Source organism: Gammaproteobacteria bacterium, assembly GCA_013816845.1.
Classification (GTDB): Bacteria; Pseudomonadota; Gammaproteobacteria; order DSM-16500; family DSM-16500; genus Aquicella.
The window spans coordinates 657,021-676,147 of the sequence record JACDDU010000001.1; the positions used below are offsets into that span (position 1 = coordinate 657,021).

General features: G+C 38.9%; 21 protein-coding genes. 13 read left to right on the top strand and 8 right to left on the bottom strand.

Features of this window, described 5'->3' with window-relative positions:
• Window positions 1–15: 15 nt before the first annotated feature.
• Window positions 16–1,251, bottom strand: coding sequence for a hypothetical protein (locus tag H0W64_03025; protein ID MBA3660675.1), 1,236 nt, complete (start codon window positions 1,249–1,251; stop codon window positions 16–18).
• A 107-nt stretch (window positions 1,252–1,358) separates the two neighbouring features.
• On the opposite strand from H0W64_03025, the gene ubiG reads away from it, so the two are divergent.
• Entirely contained in the window at window positions 1,359–2,063 is a 705-nt protein-coding gene (gene ubiG / locus H0W64_03030; protein MBA3660676.1) for a bifunctional 2-polyprenyl-6-hydroxyphenol methylase/3-demethylubiquinol 3-O-methyltransferase UbiG, read from the top strand.
• Window positions 2,064–2,074: 11 nt separating this feature from the next.
• Window positions 2,075–2,728 carry a phosphoglycolate phosphatase gene (gph, locus tag H0W64_03035; GenBank protein ID MBA3660677.1) on the top strand — a complete coding sequence of 218 codons (654 nt, stop codon included), beginning with the start codon at window positions 2,075–2,077 and terminating at the stop codon, window positions 2,726–2,728.
• Window positions 2,729–2,745: 17 nt separating this feature from the next.
• Here gph and pncA read toward each other — a convergent pair whose 3' ends face one another.
• Window positions 2,746–3,366 (bottom strand): bifunctional nicotinamidase/pyrazinamidase, encoded by a 621-nt coding sequence (gene pncA / locus H0W64_03040; protein MBA3660678.1) that lies wholly within the window; start codon window positions 3,364–3,366, stop codon window positions 2,746–2,748.
• Between the two features lie 126 nt (window positions 3,367–3,492).
• Between pncA and H0W64_03045 the strand changes: the two genes are divergently transcribed.
• Together H0W64_03045 and H0W64_03050 are read left to right on the top strand one after the other, a co-directional pair.
• Window positions 3,493–4,386, top strand: a complete 894-nt coding sequence (locus tag H0W64_03045) for a folate-binding protein YgfZ (protein MBA3660679.1) — start codon at window positions 3,493–3,495, stop codon at window positions 4,384–4,386.
• Entirely contained in the window at window positions 4,383–6,005 is a 1,623-nt protein-coding gene (locus H0W64_03050; protein MBA3660680.1) for an NAD+ synthase, read from the top strand. The genes H0W64_03045 and H0W64_03050 overlap by 4 nt, the downstream gene beginning before the upstream one ends.
• Window positions 6,006–6,157: 152 nt before the next feature.
• Here the strand turns inward: H0W64_03050 and H0W64_03055 are convergent, their stop codons facing one another.
• Complete coding sequence (locus H0W64_03055) at window positions 6,158–6,922, bottom strand: outer membrane protein assembly factor BamD (GenBank protein ID MBA3660681.1); 765 nt, start codon at window positions 6,920–6,922, stop codon at window positions 6,158–6,160.
• 101 nt (window positions 6,923–7,023) lie between these two features.
• On the opposite strand from H0W64_03055, the gene rluD reads away from it, so the two are divergent.
• The 5 genes from rluD to H0W64_03080 all read left to right on the top strand — a co-directional run bounded on the left by rluD (window position 7,024) and on the right by H0W64_03080 (window position 13,260).
• Complete coding sequence (gene rluD / locus H0W64_03060) at window positions 7,024–8,007, top strand: 23S rRNA pseudouridine(1911/1915/1917) synthase RluD (GenBank protein MBA3660682.1); 984 nt, start codon at window positions 7,024–7,026, stop codon at window positions 8,005–8,007.
• Between the two features lie 31 nt (window positions 8,008–8,038).
• Entirely contained in the window at window positions 8,039–8,773 is a 735-nt protein-coding gene (gene pgeF / locus H0W64_03065) for a peptidoglycan editing factor PgeF (protein MBA3660683.1), read from the top strand.
• A gap of 70 nt (window positions 8,774–8,843) precedes the next feature.
• Entirely contained in the window at window positions 8,844–10,211 is a 1,368-nt protein-coding gene (locus tag H0W64_03070) for a Do family serine endopeptidase (GenBank protein ID MBA3660684.1), read from the top strand.
• A 135-nt stretch (window positions 10,212–10,346) separates the two neighbouring features.
• A complete protein-coding gene (locus H0W64_03075) occupies window positions 10,347–11,786 on the top strand; it encodes an amino acid permease (protein ID MBA3660685.1) in 1,440 nt (479 codons plus the stop codon).
• 232 nt (window positions 11,787–12,018) lie between these two features.
• Window positions 12,019–13,260 (top strand): hypothetical protein, encoded by a 1,242-nt coding sequence (locus H0W64_03080; protein MBA3660686.1) that lies wholly within the window; start codon window positions 12,019–12,021, stop codon window positions 13,258–13,260.
• Window positions 13,261–13,266: 6 nt separating this feature from the next.
• Here the strand turns inward: H0W64_03080 and H0W64_03085 are convergent, their stop codons facing one another.
• The 5 genes from H0W64_03085 to H0W64_03105 are packed head-to-tail and all read right to left on the bottom strand — an operon-like array spanning window position 13,267 to window position 16,310.
• Window positions 13,267–13,581 (bottom strand): STAS domain-containing protein, encoded by a 315-nt coding sequence (locus tag H0W64_03085; GenBank protein MBA3660687.1) that lies wholly within the window; start codon window positions 13,579–13,581, stop codon window positions 13,267–13,269.
• Window positions 13,582–13,584: 3 nt separating this feature from the next.
• Window positions 13,585–14,202: an ABC transporter substrate-binding protein gene (locus H0W64_03090; GenBank protein MBA3660688.1), complete on the bottom strand. Its 618-nt coding sequence runs from the start codon at window positions 14,200–14,202 to the stop codon at window positions 13,585–13,587.
• Window positions 14,186–14,725 (bottom strand): outer membrane lipid asymmetry maintenance protein MlaD, encoded by a 540-nt coding sequence (gene mlaD / locus H0W64_03095; protein MBA3660689.1) that lies wholly within the window; start codon window positions 14,723–14,725, stop codon window positions 14,186–14,188. The genes H0W64_03090 and mlaD overlap by 17 nt, the downstream gene beginning before the upstream one ends.
• Entirely contained in the window at window positions 14,725–15,507 is a 783-nt protein-coding gene (mlaE, locus tag H0W64_03100; protein MBA3660690.1) for a lipid asymmetry maintenance ABC transporter permease subunit MlaE, read from the bottom strand. Before mlaE ends, mlaD begins: the two co-directional genes overlap by 1 nt.
• Window positions 15,504–16,310 carry an ABC transporter ATP-binding protein gene (locus tag H0W64_03105; GenBank protein MBA3660691.1) on the bottom strand — a complete coding sequence of 269 codons (807 nt, stop codon included), beginning with the start codon at window positions 16,308–16,310 and terminating at the stop codon, window positions 15,504–15,506. The genes mlaE and H0W64_03105 overlap by 4 nt, the downstream gene beginning before the upstream one ends.
• Before the next feature lie 255 nt (window positions 16,311–16,565).
• Between H0W64_03105 and H0W64_03110 the strand changes: the two genes are divergently transcribed.
• From H0W64_03110 to lptA, 4 genes are read left to right on the top strand one after another with little or no spacing between them, the layout of a single operon-like run.
• The gene (locus tag H0W64_03110) at window positions 16,566–17,537 is read left to right on the top strand and encodes a KpsF/GutQ family sugar-phosphate isomerase (protein ID MBA3660692.1); all 972 of its coding nucleotides are present in this window, start codon (window positions 16,566–16,568) and stop codon (window positions 17,535–17,537) included.
• On the top strand, window positions 17,534–18,067 hold the full coding sequence (locus H0W64_03115) for an HAD-IIIA family hydrolase (protein ID MBA3660693.1): 534 nt from the start codon (window positions 17,534–17,536) through the stop codon (window positions 18,065–18,067). Before H0W64_03110 ends, H0W64_03115 begins: the two co-directional genes overlap by 4 nt.
• A 5-nt stretch (window positions 18,068–18,072) precedes the next feature.
• Window positions 18,073–18,639 carry an LPS export ABC transporter periplasmic protein LptC gene (lptC, locus tag H0W64_03120; protein MBA3660694.1) on the top strand — a complete coding sequence of 189 codons (567 nt, stop codon included), beginning with the start codon at window positions 18,073–18,075 and terminating at the stop codon, window positions 18,637–18,639.
• Window positions 18,623–19,126, top strand: coding sequence for a lipopolysaccharide transport periplasmic protein LptA (gene lptA, locus H0W64_03125; GenBank protein ID MBA3660695.1), 504 nt, complete (start codon window positions 18,623–18,625; stop codon window positions 19,124–19,126). Before lptC ends, lptA begins: the two co-directional genes overlap by 17 nt.
• Window position 19,127: the final 1 nt, after the last annotated feature.

Below are 19,127 nucleotides of genomic sequence, written 5' to 3' on the forward strand. Positions count from 1 at the left end.
AAACAACTGAATGAATTAGCGTGCTGGCGCTGCTGTCGTCGTGGATGAAGTTGGCCGGCCCGCTTGCGTATTTTGAGCGGGCGCAACAGCGTTGGGTTGGTTATTCATTGCAGGTGATCCTGCTCTTGATTGATTACTGTTATTCAAGATTTGGGTTGGTGGGATACCCTGTCCATTTGTAGATGGATTCTGAATACCCGTAGGTCGATTGGGCATAATTGAAGGTTGATTAAGATTGCTTGTTGGTGGGGAGGTACCTGGGATAGTTGGAGCCCCGATCATGGGACTACCTCCTGTGGGAACACCTTGATTCACGACTGGGCCACTTCGAGGTACGCCCTGATTAACCACAGATTGAGATGGAATACCTTGATTGATTACATTGCCGGTTTGAGGAATGCCTTGATTTACTACCCCCCCCGTCTGAGGAATACCTTGGTTCACCACCGTGTTAGCTTGAGGAACACCCTGATTTATAAAAGTGCCGTTGCGTGGGAGGGGTTGACTGATACCAGAACCTGTTTGAGGAACGCCTTGGTTTACGGCATTCGTCTGGGGAACGCCTTGGTTTACAATACCGCCTGTTTGCGGGATACCTTGGTTGATGACACCACTTGTTTGCGGAATACCTTGGTTGATAACACCGCCCGTTTGCGGTATGCCCTGATAGTTCCCGACATTAGGATTGTTTTGCATGTTCCCTTGCTGTAAAGCCGGGACAAAAGGTTGGTTGCCGGCGGGAGTCATATTTGGAACTTTTCCACCTAGGTCTCCTCCCTGGTTTTGCGTTTGAACCGGAGAGCCTGTCAACGCAGGTCCGCCGATGGGCGTTTGAGGCAATGCATTAGGTTGACCAGGAACGGGGTTGATTGGAGCCGGTGGGGCCAACATCTTCAGATTCCCCCCCTGATCAATGACTGTACCCCGTGTTGGGACGGTTGGCGTTGTTGTTTGGATCGGGTTGGAAAATGAAGTCTGTGGCGAGTTTATGGAAATAGCTGGAACATTTCCGATCGGTTGATTGACAACCGTGGAGGGATTAACCATCGGCGACCCCGCAGTTACAGCAGTTGATCCTGCAGACACAGAAGGATTAATAGTAGTGGGTTGTGTGACGATAGTTTGCGTTTGACTATTAACCCCACCGTTATCAGGAGAATAAACGCCCGCGGTGGATGTGGCCTGACCATAGCTGGTTGCTGATGTTATACTCGTGATCAGCATGCACACCGTAACGGTTTTTCGATTCATATCAAATTTCCTTTCAGTTATGATGCACGTGATTAAGTAAATGATAAACTTATTCATATCTTTGAGTAAATTGAATTTTTTGCCAATAAGACGAACGAGAGACGGAAATGACCCAAAATTCAGATGGTGTAGAAATTGCTAAATTTTCGCAGATGGCAAGAAGCTGGTGGGACCCAGAAGGTGACCTTAAGACTTTACATCAAATTAACCCACTAAGATTAGGTTATATATTAGAAAAAATAAATGTCTCTAATTTGGATATCGTGGATGTAGGTTGCGGGGGCGGCATTTTATCAGAAGCACTTGCCGCAGCTGGCGCTAAAGTTACCGGTATTGATATGGGTCGAGATGTTATTGAAGTGGCTAAACTTCATCAATTTGAAAGTAAAAGTTCAGTCAAGTACCTCCAAATTGATGCTGACCTTTTTGCCGAAACTCATGCAGGTCAATTCGATGTCGTAACATGCCTTGAATTATTAGAGCATGTGCCAGATCCTGCAGCGATGATTGCAGCTTGTAGTAAATTATTAAAACCTACCGGGCATTTATTTTTTTCCACCCTAAACCGGAATTTAAAATCCTATATCTTTGCCATTCTTGGTGCTGAATATTTTTTAAAACTATTACCTAAAAATACCCATGACTACGCAAAATTCATTCGCCCCAGTGAGCTAGGTGAGTTTTTACGGAAAGCAGATATGACATTGCAAGAATTAAAAGGTATTCACTATAATCCGTTTACGAGTAAATTTAAACTGACCCATGATATAGCAGTGAATTATTTAGGATATGCCACAAAAAATTTAAAGTGAGTGATTTCTAAATGAATACCAACCCCAAAGCAATTTTATTTGATTTAGATGGGACTTTATTAGATACAGCCCCAGATTTATGTTTTGCACTAAACGCTTTAAGAAAAGAATTTGGCTTAACAGAAATTAGCCTTGATGAAATCAAACCGTTTGTTGGACGCGGTGCCAAAAAAATGGTGAGCCACGTTTTAGGGCTTGCCGAAAATGATCCGGACATAATGAAATTGCGAGAAAAATTTCTTTCTTTATACGACCAAAATATTGCCGAACGGACACGCTTTTTTCCGCAAATGGAACAAGTTATTAATCACTTAGAATTAAACCAAATTCCTTGGGGCATAGTAACCAACAAACTAACTTATCATACGCATCGCTTATTAAAAGCATTAGATATTTTCAAACGAACTGCTTGTATCATTTGTGGTGATACTTTGGCGCATGCTAAGCCTCATCCCCTGCCTATTCTGCATGCCTGTCATTTATTGAAAATCAGCCCGCCAGATTGTTTATATGTGGGCGATGCGGCAACTGATGTTGCCGCATCGAAGGCTGCAGGAACGCATGCGATTGTTGCCTTGTACGGTTATTTAGATGGCGAAGATCCACACCTTTGGCAAGCGGATTATTACATTAATGAACCTTTGGAATTACTGTCTTGGTTTTGAAAATATTGATTTGATTTTTAAATCTCAGCCATTTTAATCAGTTGAATACCCGCTAATTGCAATTCTCTTAAGGCGTTTTCGATGTCACCTGGATTTAACTCTACTCCTCGACAAGCATCGCTAATCAGTACAACATGAAACCCTAAATGAACTGCATCCAATGCTGAATATTTTACGCAATAATCTGTGGCGAGACCCATCATGTAAATTGTTTGGATACCGAGATCATTTAGTAGATGAGCCAACCCAGTCGAACGTTGGTGAGCATTGTCAAAAAATGCGCTGTAGCTATCTAGCGTTCTATCTGTTCCTTTATAAACAATATATTTAATTTTTTTTTGATTTAAATCTGCATGGAGTGCGGCCCCCCGCGATTGTTGAACGCAATGAACAGGCCATATAATCTGGTCCAATCCCTCGAGTTTCACAATGTCCCCAATTTTGGAACCGGGGTTATTGATGACAAAGCTTGAATGATCGCTTGGATGCCAATCTTGGGTAGCAATGATCACATCAAACTTCGATTGTAACTGGTTAGCAAGGGGGATAATTTCATCGGCCAGAGGAACAGCAAGATTTCCGCCTTTGCAAAAATCATTTTGTAAATCAATCAATAGTAGTGCACAGTTTTTTTGCATCTCCACCTCCTCCCTTTAAGCAGCCCCACGATAACGTGGCTTTTATCCAAGCGCAATAACATCCATAGCAGAATGAAGCCATTTTCTTTATGATAGACACCACACTGTTTCATTTCAGGTGAGAGGATGAATCGACAAGACGATAACAAAAAACGAGAATCGACCGTACGCTTAAACTTTTTAACGACACTAAGTATTCAAGGGAAAGAGGTCAGTCGATTTCTGCAAGGTCAGCTAACTTGCGATGTGCTGCAGTTAGAAAATAATCACGGTCATTTTGGTGCCCACTGTACACCACAAGGCCGGGTTATCTTTTTATTTTATATTTTTAAAGAAAGTGATGAATTTTATTTATTATTACCCAAAGTCATGGCACCGATTGCAATACAAGCCTTAAAAAAATACGCAGCTTTTTATGCTGCAGATATTACAATTGTTGATAAGTTTATGATTTATGGTGTCTCCGGTCATCTTTTACTTGTTCATCCTCATCTTATTCGGATACCCATTGATTCCAATCGCTTTATCTACCTATCCTCGCTTAGCCAAGAACAAGCCTTATTAGAAAAATTGTTCAGCGAAAAAACTGAGATTAAAGAAACGGATTGGCATTTACTCAATCTTGAAGCATGCATTCCATCAATTTATCCAGAAACAAGTCGTCAGTTTTTACCCCATGAAATTAATTTGCAACATTTAACTGCCCTTAGTTTTTCCAAGGGTTGCTACACAGGCCAAGAAATTATTGCTCGCATGCATTATCGTGGAAAATTAAAAATGCAACTTTACCAAGCGGTCATCCCAGATTGTACAGAGGTAAAACATGGTATACCTGTACATGCTGTGGTAAATGAAAAAGCTATTGTAGTTGGAAATATTGTAGATAGCGTAATTCAGAAAGAGCATTCATTATATGCCTTATTCACACTTAATAAAAATTATATCAAAGAGCCTTTGTTTATTTTAATTGATCACCCGGTTTATTTAAATTTGATTACAGAAAGAGATTTGAATCCATGAGTGACACTCTAAAAATTGTTCTTGCTCAACTTAACTTAAAAGTTGGTGACCTTCATTATAATTTAAAAAAACATGAACAAGCAGCACTTACTGCAAGAGATGAATTGCATGCTGACATAATCGTTTTTTCTGAATTAAGCTTAACGGGTTATTCACCTGAAGATTTATTATTTCGACCCGCCTTCATACAAGCAACAGAAGATGCTCTTCGTCAGCTTCTCGCAACCATCACAGGTATTCACTGTGTAGTAGGACATCCACAAAAAATAAAAGACAAATTATTTAACGCATGTACAGTTTTTTACAATGGACAAATTCTCGGTGTCTACCAGAAGCAAGTTTTACCTAATTATAGTATATTCGATGAATATCGCTATTTTTCTCCCGGTTCAAAATTTTGTATAGTTGAAATAAAAAATATTCCCATTGGCTTATGCATTTGTGAAGACTTATGGGTCAATGAACCCGTTAAACAAGCATGCCAGAACGGAGCTCGACTTATTCTTTCTCCGAACGCTTCACCTTTTGAATTAAATAAACCACAACGACGGCTTGCAACTATCCGTGCCCGAGCACAAGATAATAAAGTTCCGATACTTTATGCCAATCAAGTGGGCGGACAAGATGAATTAATTTTTGATGGCGGCAGCATGGCGATTGATGCAACGGGCACGTTGTTTGAATCCGCTTCTTTTTTTCAAGAAGCACTTTTACCCATCACTTTCACACTGCCAACCTTACATCATCAAAATAACGACGCGATAGATAAAAATTTATCAATGGATGCGGCTGTGTATCAAGCCTTGGTGTTAGGCGTTAAAGATTATGTTGAAAAAAATAATTTCAAAGATGTTTTGATTGGGTTGTCAGGCGGCATTGATTCAGCCCTAACAACCACCATTGCCGTTGACGCATTGGGACCTCATCGTGTACGTGGTATTCTTATGCCATCTCGTTTTACTGCAGAGATCAGCAATCAAGACGCACTACTACTTGCAAAAAATTTAGGGATTGAAACTCAAACTATTTCAATTGAACCCACCTACGAGCAATTTCTAGCTACACTTGCAACCCATTTCCAAAATCATCCAAAAGATGCAACGGAAGAAAATATCCAAGCGCGCATTCGCGCAATTATTTTAATGGCTTTTTCTAATAAATTTGGCTCCCTTGTTTTATCCACAGGAAATCGAAGCGAACTTGCTGTGGGATATTGTACTTTATATGGTGACATGGCCGGGGGTTTTGCTGTTTTAAAAGATATTCCAAAAACTTTAGTCTATCAACTCACGCATTTCCGTAATCAACTTAATGACGTAATCCCAGAGCGGATTATAACGCGACCGCCAACAGCTGAACTTGCTTTTAATCAACGAGACGAAGATAGCCTGCCACCCTATCCAATTCTGGATGAAATCTTAAAGCTTTACTTGAACCATGAAAAAAGTATCGCAGAAATTATTGCTGCAGGATTTAATGAAAGCGAGGTCAATAAGGTTGTCAATTTGATTCGTAAAAACGAATATAAACGCCGACAAGCAGCCATCGGGCCCCGCATTAATTACAAAGCATTTGGACGTGATCGACGTTACCCTGTAGTAAATGGCTATAAGGGATAATGAATCGAAAGTTATTTCAATTTTATCCTATCCAAATTATTAATGTTTTAAGCGGTATCGTCTGAAGGATAGAAATATAAAAAAAGAAAATGTTAATATAAAAAATGGGATTTGACTATTAATATCAATGCTTAGTCAAATCCCACTTCAAATTAATTTACTGTCACTTTGCGATTTGGATAATTATATTGCATTACTAGTAAAGTATCTTGCTCTTGTTTACTTAACCCCAACTTATGATAAGACTTAATCATTAAATCTAATGCATCAACTACTGCGGGTGCGCCTTGATAATGAGCTACCACTTCACTTGCACGATTAGCAGCAGCTAAATAAGCTTTTCGATTGTAATAGTATTGTGCAACTTGTAAGTCATGGTTTGCTAAAACGTTACGCAAATAAATGAGATATTGATGCGCTGAAGGAGTGTAGCGACTATTTGGGAAACTTCTCACTAATTCATTAAAGTCATTATAAGCTTTTTGAATTTGGGTTAAATCACGTGTGGCAAGATCAACCACAAAAACGCGTTCGAGAATACCTAAGTTTTGATAATAATCAGCAATACCGCGCATATAATAGGCGTAATCAACGTGTGGATTAGCTGGATGTAAGCGAATAAACCGATCAGCCGCTGCGATTGATAATGCATAATCTTCTTTCATGTAATAAGCATAAATCAAGTAAAGCTGAGCGTATTCAGTTTCCGGTCCATATGGATACTGAACATCTAATGCTTCAAAGCGTTTAACTGCTTCACTATAATTATTATCTTTGAGCGCCGTACGACCCTTTTCGTAAATTTGCTGTTGGGTTTCACCTTTATAGTTTTCCGAAGGTTCGTTGGGGGTTGCACATGCTGCAAGTAATAATAGGGGGAAAATACTTACAAGCAGCAGCTTAATAAAAGTTTTCATAAAACGCATTCCAATACAGTCCTGTGACTTAAAAATAAAAGAGGCACTTTTCTAATGTAAAGTGGGTGCATTGTAAACTAAATTCTGTCATCATTCATGCAATGAATCAGCCAAAAAAAAAAATAGAACAGCAGTTCATTATCCCTTCTGAATTTGCGACCCTTCGCCTTGACCAAGCGCTTGCCAAGCTGCTGACGGATTATTCTCGTGTCCAAATAAAAACCTGGATTGATGCGGGAAATATCTTACTCAACAATCAATTAGCTAAAGCTAAAACAAAGCTTCGAGGTGGAGAAGCGGTTTCACTCAAGGCGGAATTTGAGGCACAAGCCGATTGGGAAGCTGAAGCGATTCCACTTCCTATTCTTTACGAAGATGAAGCTATTATCATCATTGATAAACCCGCGGGCATGGTTGTGCACCCTGGCACTGGGAATCAATCGCATACGATGTTAAACGCTTTACTCCATCATGCACCGCAGCTTGCCTTACTGCCGCGCGTGGGGATTTTACATCGACTTGATAAAAACACGTCTGGTTTATTGTTAGTCGCTAAAAACCATGCTTCTCATAAGTTTTTATCAGGTCAGTTAAAAAAGCGCTTAATTGGTCGCGAGTACCAAACCATTGTCAATGGACTTTTCATTAGCGGTGGAACCGTTTCAGCTCCCATTGGCCGCCACCCTACTAAACGCCAGCAAATGGCTGTGGTTCCTTTGTCGCTGGGCAAAGAAGCGATTACGCATTACCGCGTCATGGAAAAGTATCGATCGCATACAAGACTTAAAATTACTTTAGAAACAGGACGTACCCATCAAATACGCGTTCATATGCATCATTTACGTCATAGTGTGGTTGGTGATCCAACTTATGCAGGACGCTTGCAGTTTGCTAAAGGATTGACGGAAGAATTAAAAAATGAAATTAAACTTTTTAAACGTCAAGCACTCCATGCCTATCGTTTAACATTCATACATCCTGATACAGAATTGGAAGTAAGCTTTGAAAGTAAAATCCCGTCCGATTTTCAGCAACTTATTACCGCCTTAAAAAAAGACAATCAACAAAAGACTTCCCGTCACTAAAATTTATATGATATAAAAAATCAACTTTTAATTGATAGAAAATGACATGAAGTTTATTCAACCCACCTGGCCTGCTCCGGCTCATATTAAAGCGTATACAACAACTCGTTCCAGCTGGGGTACGCATTATCATCCAGCAGATGATGCAGAAAAAAACTTGGCTTACTTGGAAGACCATAAAAAACTAAAAGCGCTACTTGAACTTCCCAATGATCCTATTTGGATTTCTCAAACGCATAGCACAACTGCTATTACTGCAACGGGTGTGCATAAAAACACGGTTGCTGATGCCTCTCTCACCACAGAAAAAAATCAAGTTTGTGTTGTCATGACTGCAGACTGCTTACCCATTCTTGTGACGACGACAGATGGAAGTCATGTGGCTGCTATTCATGCCGGTTGGCGTGGCTTATCAAAAGGAATTGTAGAAAATACTTTAAGCCAAATGTCCTGCGACAAGGAAAAGCTTTTAATTTGGCTAGGGCCTGCTATTGGACCTTCGCATTTTGAAGTTGGAGAGGATGTCTATTCAGCTTTTGTTAGCCAGAATTCGCAAGCCGCCAAAGGTTTTCAATCTCTTTCCACCGGTAAATACTTAGCCAATTTATATGCGCTCGCTAAAATCCGTTTAAATCAGCTTGGTGTAAACCATATTTATGGCGGTGATTTTTGTACCTATACCCAATCTGACTTGTTTTTTTCCTATCGTCGCGATCAAGGGCATGTCGGTCGAATGGCAAGTCTAATTTGGATTGCGGAAGATTAATCAAAATATGCTACACTAACCCACTTTATTTGTGCCTATAAATCATCCGAATTTGCGAGGATCGTGTAAAATGAACTTGCTACACTATTGCAGAAAATCTCTGTCTTTTCTCTTTATCTTGCTGTTTTGTAATGTGAATTTTGCAAGCGTGCCTGTTGATCCAACCCTCGCCCCCATGCTGCAAGCGGTCATGCCGGCAGTGGTAAATATCAGAGCACAAATTAAAATTACTGACATTAGTACGTTGCAGGAAATGCAAAAACAACGTGGGACAAAGCCTGCGGATGAAAAAGATGGTCCAGTGCCAACCACCTATACGTCGGTCGGCTCAGGCGTTATCATCGACGTCAACAATGGCTATATTCTTACGAATGCTCATGTGATTAGTGATGCTCAAACCGTGACGGTTAATTTGTCTGATGGAAGACATTTTACTGCAAAAATAATTGGTATTGATAAACCTTCCGATGTTGCATTAATTCAAATCAAAAGTAAAAATTTAACCGCTTTAAATTTTGCTGATTCCAACAAATTGAAAGTTGGGGATTTTGTTGCAGCCATTGGTAATCCTTTTGGTCTAGGTCAAACTGTAACATCTGGTATCGTAAGTGCTTTAGGCAGAACGACACTTGGTATTGAGAACTATGAAAACTTTATTCAAACCGACGCCCCAATTAACCCAGGTAATTCTGGCGGCGCCTTAATTAATACTCAAGGACAACTTGTTGGAATTAACACGGCGAATCTTACGCCAAATCGTGGAAGTGTTGGCATCGGCTTTGCAATTCCAGCCAATATGGTTAAAAGCGTCATGCAACAGCTTATGCAGCACGGAAATGTAAAACGCGGCTTGTTAGGCATTATTGCCCAAGATTTAACGCCCGAGTTAGCTTCAGCATTTAAATTGGAATCCTCAAAAGGTGCCGTTATTGCTCTTGTACTACCGCACTCCCCAGCAAGCCAAGCTGGTCTAAAAATTGGTGACATTATCGTTGCTGTTGAAGGATTAGCTGTAAAAAATGCGAGTGATGTTATTAATACGGTGGGCTTCTTAAGAGTTGATTCAAAAGCAAACTTTGATTTGGTCCGCAATGGTAAACGTATCAATACGAATATCATATTAACTGATCCAAAAAAACGTAAAACCGATCTTGATCAAATGGATCCTTTTTTAAATGGCGTCGGTTTAAAAGATTTCACCCTCTTAAGTCCGATTCACGGCAGTATTGAAGGCGTGCTAGTGGTTGCAGTCGAACAAGACAGCCCAGCTTGGGAGTTTGATTTGCGCGCAGGGGATGTCATCACTTCAGTCAATCAGCAAAGTATAAAAAATATTACCGATCTCAAAAAGCTTACCGCTACTTCGAATAAAACATTATTACTCAATGTCATCCGTGGACCTGTCGGTATATTTTTAGTTATGAATAAAGAAGTATAACGAGAAAGTCTAATCTCAAGGATCACTTTAACGTAGAAGATAAAGCTAAATAAAATAGCTTAAAATCAAACACTTTAAGGTGATCTTAATCTAATCTTCGTATGATAGTTTATTGTGACTTGCGGATAATTGACGATGTCAACCATTGCAAAACTAAATACTTTTGCTCTAACTCTCTTAATAACTGGTGCAATTGATAGTATCCGTAACTTACCCGCCTCTGCTCTATTTGGTAGTTCACTGATATTCTTTTTTATTTTTGCAGCAATTGTCTTCCTCATTCCTACCGCTCTTATCTCAGCCGAATTAACAGCAAATGTTGATGAAGGAGGAATTTATCAATGGGGACGTCTGGCCTTTGGAGAACGAATTGGTTTCTTGGCGGTATGGTTACAGTGGGTCAACAATGTGGTTTGGTTCCCTACTATTTTATCTTTCATTGCAGGGACGGCAGCTTATCTCGTTGATCCTGCACTTGCTCAAAATAAATATTATTTAGTTGCTGTTATTTTATCAACATTTTGGCTTTTAACGCTCATAAACTTAAAAGGCATTCGCATGTCTTCAAAATTTACGAGTTTTTGCGCGATAACGGGTCTTATCATTCCTGTCGGCCTGATTATTATCTTACTTTTAGTTTGGTTATACATGGGTAAGCCCATTCAAATTCAATTTACTGCGCAAAGCATTTTACCAAATTTTCAAAATACGGATAATTGGATTTCCCTCACAGCTATCATGCTAGGATTTGCAGGTATGGAATTAGCGACGGTTCATATTAAAGATGTTAAAAACCCTCGCCAAACTTTTCCTCGCGCCCTCGCCATTTCCACCTTCATTATTCTCATAACAATGATGTTAGGCTCACTTGCGATCGCCATGGTACTGCCTAACAATCAAATTAATTTAGTCAATGGAACCATCCAAACCTTTTCCTATTTTTTGTCTGTTTATGGTTTAAGTTGGATAACACCTATCCTCACGGTTTTATTAGTGATTGGAAGTCTAGGCGGTATTGTAAGCTGGGTCATTTCTCCCGTAAAAGGAATGGCACAAGCAGCCCATAATGGCTTTCTTCCAGCCGTCTTTAAGAAAGAAAATGCACACGGTGTACCGCAAAACTTATTACTCCTCCAAGCCTGTCTCGTCAGCATTGTCTGCATGGCATTCTTATTCTTACCGAGTGTTAATGGTTCCTATTGGTTATTAACCGCATTGAGCACACAATTATATATATGCATGTATGTTTTAATGTTTGTCACTGCACTACGGTTAAAAGTTAAAAAGAAATATCAATTACAGCACGGTACATTTGCTGTACCGGGTAAAAATATTGGTTTTTGGAGTGTATGTTTGCTCGGATTATTTGGTTGCCTGATTACATTGATTGTCGGATTTTTACCGCCAACTACGCTCAATATTGGTAGTAAACTTTACTACGAAATCCTCTTTTGCTCTGGGATGTTAATCATGATCATGCCCGTTGTTTTCTTCTTTTGGTATGAACGACGTTATAATGGGCCCAGGGGTAAACTTATTACTACGACTTTGGTACTAGACCAAGAGCAGCCGTAAATTGCTAACTCTTTATTTAATGAGTGTTTTTCCCCCTGGAAAGCGCTCTGTTATACAGGTTTAATCCGAAGGAATTAATCATAAATATGACCTATTCGGTGCTTACTAAAGAACATTTTATTTTAGAATCGAGTAGTATCATTTTTATTTTGGTAAATTTATCCTTAACATTTCATTAATTTAAACCCTTTATACTACTTGCTTGATTCGAATTAGAATGGGTGGTATAGCAATGGCAAACTCACGTCAAGATCTTAATCAATCCTCAATTGAACAAGAACTGCATGAGCAACTAAGTAATCCAGATGTTACTGGGAAGTTTATTAAATTTTTACTTGATACACAAAGTTACTCTGATGCTTTTCGTTTACTTCGATCCTATCGATATACGATTCCTCAAATTCACCAAATTCTATTCCATAGATATAATACTCATGCCATCGAGGCGATTAAATTAATTGAAGTCAATCCATTTTTAATAACACAACTTACCGTAAATGAACTTATTCAAATAGCTCTTTCTTCCACTCAAGCCAAGCAAACTATTTCGTTAATTATTAAAGACAATACATATCTAAAATTAAAGGAATATTTTAATCAAGAAGAAGCATTAGTAATTTTATGCAATCGTCGCGCACCGAAACTAGTAGAAGCTCTATTGAAGAATTATTGCGATTTAAAGATGCATTTTAATCATCAGGAAATTGTAAAGATGGCTTTAAATAGGCATGGTTTTAATATTGTAGTGGCTATGGTAGGATGTCTGCCCCTAATAAAAAATAAATTAAAAACACCGCAAGAATTATCTGCTTCCCTAATAAATAAATATACGGCTGCAGAAAAACTAAAAAAATTCAGCGCAGGAATTATTAAGGCGAATAATAACAATTTAGAGAAAAAAGATGATCTCCATAAAATTTCAAGTAAAGAAAAAGCAAGAAATCCTTTATTAAAAAAAATTAAATTGAACTCAGATAACAATAATAACAATAACAACAATAACAACAATAACAACAATAACAACAATAACAACAATAACAACAATAACAACAATAACAACAATAACAACAATAACAACAATAACAACAACAATAACAACTCTAGACCGGATGAACGAAAGCCATCTCAATTATACTTTGGAAACCAAGAGACTTCAGTAAGTTCTTTATCAGAAGAAATGCATCCAAACCAACTACATTTTTATGCAGCCCCAGATTGTTCACTCTATTCTTTTTTTGGAGAAGACAATAGTAACGAAAATCAAACGCGTAATAATTTAAAAAGAAAAGCGGATAATACTGTTGAAGATAACACTAATAATAATAATTCATACACTGATGACTTGTTTAATAATTTTTTTGGCTTGGGAGCTAGTAGCTCGCCTCTCGACGCTACTGAAATGCTAAATATTCAAGACCCTGAGAAATTAAGAGAATCTACTTCTCAAAGCCTCGATAAAAATAGAAAACCGTAATCTTGTTCATCCGCTTGCCGCAGAACATGAAAGCAACATTGCTTTCATGTCTGCAGTTTCAGCTAAGACAAGTAAATGATCCGGAATATGATTGATTTGAATTTTTTTCTTTTGAGCTTGCGTTTCTTTCATTAACTCAATAAGTAATGCAATACCAGCACTATTGCTTGCTTCTACACCGGCTAAATCAATCTGCCACACTTCTTTCCGGGCTAGAGACTTGCAGATACGGTCGAATAGTTGGAGCACGTTATCAAAGTCTATTCGACCGGCAAGTTTAACAATATTATTCTTTATTTTGAATTGCTCTTCCGCAAACATCGTTTAACTTCTACCTTGATTATGACCAGACATTCGATTTAATAATTGATTCATATTACCTTGCGCCAAAATATCTGCAAATTGTGAACGGAAACTTTCTAACATGCTAACGCCTTCAATAGACATATCATACAGTTTCCATTGCCCCCCTGAATTAATCATGCGATAGGTCACACGTATCGGTTGCGTTTCGGAACTTACAATTTCACTATTCACTTCAACGGTTTTTCCACCCGCACTTCGTGTTGGAAAAATACGTATCGTTTGATCACGGTAAGAAGTCAATGCTGAAGCGTAGGTACGAATAAGTGTGGTCGTAAATTCATGTTGAAATTGTTTTCGCTGTTCTGGTGTTGCACTATTCCAAATGGATGGCGAAATAACACGTTTAGACATTGCTTCTAAATCAGCATAGGGAACAATATATTTATATGCCAAGTTATAAACCACTTGGGGCTTCGTTTTTAAAGTTGCTTTATTAGATTTAAGACCAGCAATCATATGGTCTGCGATACCTTGCAACACCGACTGGGGGCTGGATTGAGCTTGCAAGACGCTCGTAAATAAAAGGGTTAAGCAAAGTAAAAAGTAACTATAAAATTTTTTATTTTTTAACATCATTTTTCTCCTCAGTATTAGTTTGACTTTCGGTGGCAGAAGACGGTGCTTCTACTTTATCGCTTGATCCACTCCCAACTTTATAAATCAGTTGTCCAATTAACTTTTCCAAAACCATAGCCGAATGAGTGAACTGTATCTCACTCCCTTCTTTTAGAAAGGTTTGGTTATACATCGGTGAAATAGCAACATAATTATCCCCAAGCAAACCAGCGGTAAAAATACCTGCGGAGGAATCATCCGGAATATCATTGTATTGACTTGCAATACGTAATGACACATCGGCTTTAAAAGTTTGATGGTTGAGTTTAATATTATCTACTTCTCCAATTTGTACCCCACCAATTTTCACCGGTGCGCGTACTTTTAACCCCCCAATGTCATCAAATGAAGCTTTAATAAGATAGGTTTTAACAGGAAACAATTGTGTTAAGCCGCTCACTTTAAAAGCAAGCAAACTTAACGTGATAAACATTAATAAAATAAATAAACCTACTAAAATTTCAATCAAACGCTGAGATAGCATTACCATCCCCCTATCATTGTTGCAGTTAAGACAAAGTCTAATGCAAGTATTACTAAAGAAGCGTAAACAACAGATCGCGTCGTTGCAGTTGCAATTCCGGCCGAAGTTGGTATTGCTTCATAACCTTGCGTGACGGCAATCCATGTGACAGCAATTCCAAATACCATGCTTTTTATAATACCGTTTAATACATCTAAGCGAAAATCAACTGCAGTTTGCATGTTAGACCAAAAAATTCCAGAGTCTAAACCTAACCATCTTACACCAACAAGATAGGCACCATAAATTGCAGTCATATTAAAAATAATCGTAAGCATAGGTAGCGAAATAAAACCTGCCCACAATCGTGGAGAAATAACACGGCGCAGAGGATCGACAGCCATCATTTCCATACTCGAAAGTTGCTCTGTAGCTTTCATTAAACCAATTTCTGCAGTCAAGGCAGTCCCGGCACGTCCAGCAAAAAGAATCGCAGCAACCACAGGGCCTAACTCTCTCGTTACGCTCAGTGCAACTAAAGGTCCCAATTGGGCAGCTGCGCCAAATTTTGCGAGCGTATGGTAACCCTGCAAGGCAAGAACCATTCCGATAAACAAAGCGGAAATAACAATAATGAGTAGAGACAATACGCCCTCAGAGTAAATTTGCTGCATCACAAGCGGAAAATTTTTTCGTAAGCGCGGTGGAGAAATAACAACACGCGCTAATAACAAACCGGCACGTCCTAATTGTTGTAAGGTTAAAAGGCTGGCTTGACCCAAGGATGCTAATTGATAAATCATAATGCTCCTTGAAATAATTCTTTTGCGAGCGGGGGAGCAGGATAATCAAAAGGCACCGGACCGTCAGGTAATCCTCTTACAAATTGTTGGAGCAAAGGAGAGGTGCTCGTTAAAATTGATTCAGGTGTACCTTCGCCAATTATTTTTTTATCAGAAATGATATAAACGTAATCAGCAATCGTTAACGTTTCTTGAACATCATGTGAAACAATAATGCTCGTGAGCTGCAATGCTTTGTTTAAGGTATGAATAAGTTCAACAATCACACCCATCGAAATAGGATCTTGACCCGTAAAAGGTTCATCATACATCATAAATTCCGGATCGAGCGCGACTGCACGGGCTAAAGCTACCCGCCTTGCCATACCGCCTGATAATTCACTGGGCATGCTTTGACTCACGCCCCGCAAACCCACCATTTGCAATTTCATCAACACCAAGGTATGAATCATTGATTCGGATAAATGGGTATGTTCACGCAATGGAAAAGCAACATTTTCAAAAACATTAAGATGTGTAAACAAACCACTCGCTTGAAAAAGCATACCCATGCGTTTACGTAATTGATAAAGCTCTGCACGCGATAATCGATGAATGATTTGTCCTGCGACCTTCACTTCACCCGATGTTGGCGTGAGTTGACCACCAATAAGACGTAACAAAGTTGTTTTACCGGTACCACTGGGCCCCATGATGGCAGTAATCTTTCCCCTTGGGATGGTGATGTTTATCTTTTCATAAACAACTTTGCCGCTAGCGTGCTTAAAAGTTAAGTCTTTAATTTCGACTAAGTGTTCAGACATCAATTTTATTTCCTAATTTGCCCCATTTTGCGTGAAATTTATTCAGTCAGCAATGAAAACCTGTAATACGACCCCGCCCTACTCATAAGCATAGCTTTATACAAGGAGTATCATAAGTGCCTCTAAGGCTTAGTTACGTCAATCCCAGTTACTTATCTTGTTCAGGAAGGTAACCAGGGCTAATATACATTCCAAGTCATCCTATTGCGGTGGCCCCTAAAAAGTATAAAAATGTTTCACTTACTAAGGCAACTTATGGATATTGAAAAGATTTGCGAGCTAGGACGTGCCGTCATTGAAACGGAAGCGAATATGATTCGTAGTTTATTAACACGAATCGATCAAAACTTTGCCAAAGCTTGCGGTTATTTACATGATTGTACTGGCAGAATAGCCGTCATGGGGGTTGGGAAATCTGGACATGTTTGTCGAAAAATAGCAGCTACTTTCGCAAGCACTGGAAGCCCGGCATTCTTTATTCATCCCAGTGAAGCGAAACACGGTGACATTGGTATGATCACCCGAAACGATGTTTTGATTGCCTTATCTAATTCAGGTGAATCAGAAGAAATTATTTCTATCTTACCTTTCATTAAGCGTTTAGCCATTCCCTTGATTGCTTTGACGGGAAAACCTCACTCAACGTTAGCGCAAGCCGCAACGATTAACATTAATGTCGGCATTGAGAAAGAAGCCTGTCCTTTAGGTCTTGCGCCGACTTCTAGTACGACAGCTGCTTTAGTCATGGGTGATGCGCTTGCAATGACATTACTTGAAAAACGTGGATTTACGAAGAATGACTTTGCACTTTCTCATCCTGGTGGGACCTTAGGCCGAAGATTGTTATTAAGAGTTGAAGAAATTATGCATCAAGAAGATGCCATGCCTGTCATCTCCAAAGAAGCCTCTTTAAAAGAAGCGTTAGTTGAAATGACCCAAAAGAAATTAGGAATGACCACTGTAATTGATGAAGGTGGAAAACTATTAGGGGTATTTACCGATGGTGATGTGAGACGTGCTTTTGATAAAAATTCGGATATTCATTTAACCAAAATTTTTCAAGTCATGACAAAAAATCCAAAAACAATTGCTAAATCTTTATTAGCCGCAGAAGCCCTCACCATCATGGAATCCTTTAAAATTACATCGCTCGTCATTACTAATGAAACTGAACATCCTATTGGCATCCTTCATATCCACGATATTTTACGTGCAGGAGTCATATAATGTTGGTGCAAGAAAGGGCGGCTGCTATTCGTTTACTCATTATTGATATTGATGGGGTCTTAACTTCCGGCCTGATTTACTATGGTAGCAATCAATTAGAAATAAAAGCTTTTCATGTTCATGATGGGTTGGGATTAAAGTTGATCCAAAAATCAGGAATCCAAGTTGGCGTCATTACGGCAAAAAAATCAGAAGCCGTGACGCGACGTTTGAATGATTTAGGAATTGAACATGCTTATTGTGGTTATGAAGACAAACGTCCAGCCTACGAGGATATAAAAAAACGTTTGCAATTAAGTGATGAAGAGATAGCTTATATGGGTGATGACTTGCCTGATTTACCTATTTTAATGCGCGTGCATCTCGCACTCACTGTTCCGCAAGCGCATGAACTTGTTAAACAACATGCGCATTACATTACAAAGAAAAATGCTGGTAATGGCGCAGTCCGAGAAGCTTGCGAACTCATTATGAAAGCACAACTAACTTATGACCATTTGATAAAAACTTACCTCCATTCACCATCATGAAACAAATGATTTATAAAAATGCACTTTTACTTTTTTTCTCACTCTTAGTTATTTCCATAGCGCTATGGACAACTATTTTAAGTTTAAAGCGAAAAACCCCCGTTACACTTTCTAAGGTTTCAAAACCCGACGCTTACATGGAAAATGTTATTGCTCAAATTATGGATAAACAGGGTAAGTTAAAAATGAAAATTGTAACTCCCAAAGTTGTCTATTACAGTGATAAAAATATTTCGCACTTAACCACGCCAACTATTACCCTTTACCGACGATCAACTTGGCCTTGGTATATTTCTTCTAAAACAGCAGAAGCAATAGATGGAATTGAAAGAATTAATTTTTACGAAGATGTCGCGATTCAACACCCAGCTGATCAATCCAATCCAGCAACTCTCATTAACACAACCACCTTAGTCGTCTTTCCAAATAAACAGATTGCACAAACTGAGGCTGCCATTACATTTTGCCAACCGAATTTAAAGGTGACAGCGAAAGGTATGTTTGCGGATATGGACAAAGGAAGTATCAAATTGTTAGCAGAAACTCGAGGAGAATATGCACCTACGCCTTAACTGGATTTATTATATTTTAATCACAGTCTGTTTTCACAGTTCAGTAACCGCTGCGCTGCAACTCGATAGCAAAGAAAAAGTTTTTATCGTAGCGGATACGACAACTTATAATTACAAAACAGGCGTTAAAATTTTTCTTGGTAATGTTAAGGTTGATCAAGGCACAACTCACCTTACCGCAGACAAAGTTATTACAAAAGATAATGAGCGTCATCAACTTGAAGAGTTATTAGCTTTTGGTGTGTTGCAGTCGGCTCATTATTGGACGCTCCCCAAAATTGGAGATACTGAGTTACATTCCTATGCAAAGACTATCAAATTTCACCCACTCTTAGCTAATGTAACGTTAGAACAAGATGTAGTCGTCATTCAAGGCGAAAATAGTTTCAAAGGACAGTTGATCCATTATAATATGGACGATCAAACTATCACGGTTCCCGCATCAAAAAATGCCCGAGCTGAACTTGTCTATACTCCTGAAAAATAAA

What these genes read in the sequence shown, in the direction of transcription:
- H0W64_03080 (MBA3660686.1), top strand. Translation starts at nt 12,019, where the DNA reads ATGGCAAACTCACGTCAAGATCTTAATCAATCCTCAATTGAACAAGAA.
- lptC (MBA3660694.1), top strand. Translation starts at nt 18,073, where the DNA reads ATGATTTATAAAAATGCACTTTTACTTTTTTTCTCACTCTTAGTTATT.
- H0W64_03055 (MBA3660681.1), bottom strand. Translation starts at nt 6,922, where the DNA reads ATGAAAACTTTTATTAAGCTGCTGCTTGTAAGTATTTTCCCCCTATTA.
- H0W64_03085 (MBA3660687.1), bottom strand. Translation starts at nt 13,581, where the DNA reads ATGTTTGCGGAAGAGCAATTCAAAATAAAGAATAATATTGTTAAACTT.
- pncA (MBA3660678.1), bottom strand. Translation starts at nt 3,366, where the DNA reads ATGCAAAAAAACTGTGCACTACTATTGATTGATTTACAAAATGATTTT.
- H0W64_03025 (MBA3660675.1), bottom strand. Translation starts at nt 1,251, where the DNA reads ATGAATCGAAAAACCGTTACGGTGTGCATGCTGATCACGAGTATAACA.
- mlaD (MBA3660689.1), bottom strand. Translation starts at nt 14,725, where the DNA reads ATGCTATCTCAGCGTTTGATTGAAATTTTAGTAGGTTTATTTATTTTA.
- mlaE (MBA3660690.1), bottom strand. Translation starts at nt 15,507, where the DNA reads ATGATTTATCAATTAGCATCCTTGGGTCAAGCCAGCCTTTTAACCTTA.
- H0W64_03050 (MBA3660680.1), top strand. Translation starts at nt 4,383, where the DNA reads ATGAGTGACACTCTAAAAATTGTTCTTGCTCAACTTAACTTAAAAGTT.
- rluD (MBA3660682.1), top strand. Translation starts at nt 7,024, where the DNA reads ATGAATCAGCCAAAAAAAAAAATAGAACAGCAGTTCATTATCCCTTCT.
- H0W64_03045 (MBA3660679.1), top strand. Translation starts at nt 3,493, where the DNA reads ATGAATCGACAAGACGATAACAAAAAACGAGAATCGACCGTACGCTTA.
- H0W64_03075 (MBA3660685.1), top strand. Translation starts at nt 10,347, where the DNA reads ATGTCAACCATTGCAAAACTAAATACTTTTGCTCTAACTCTCTTAATA.
- gph (MBA3660677.1), top strand. Translation starts at nt 2,075, where the DNA reads ATGAATACCAACCCCAAAGCAATTTTATTTGATTTAGATGGGACTTTA.
- H0W64_03090 (MBA3660688.1), bottom strand. Translation starts at nt 14,202, where the DNA reads ATGATGTTAAAAAATAAAAAATTTTATAGTTACTTTTTACTTTGCTTA.
- lptA (MBA3660695.1), top strand. Translation starts at nt 18,623, where the DNA reads ATGCACCTACGCCTTAACTGGATTTATTATATTTTAATCACAGTCTGT.
- ubiG (MBA3660676.1), top strand. Translation starts at nt 1,359, where the DNA reads ATGACCCAAAATTCAGATGGTGTAGAAATTGCTAAATTTTCGCAGATG.
- H0W64_03070 (MBA3660684.1), top strand. Translation starts at nt 8,844, where the DNA reads ATGAACTTGCTACACTATTGCAGAAAATCTCTGTCTTTTCTCTTTATC.
- H0W64_03110 (MBA3660692.1), top strand. Translation starts at nt 16,566, where the DNA reads ATGGATATTGAAAAGATTTGCGAGCTAGGACGTGCCGTCATTGAAACG.
- H0W64_03105 (MBA3660691.1), bottom strand. Translation starts at nt 16,310, where the DNA reads ATGTCTGAACACTTAGTCGAAATTAAAGACTTAACTTTTAAGCACGCT.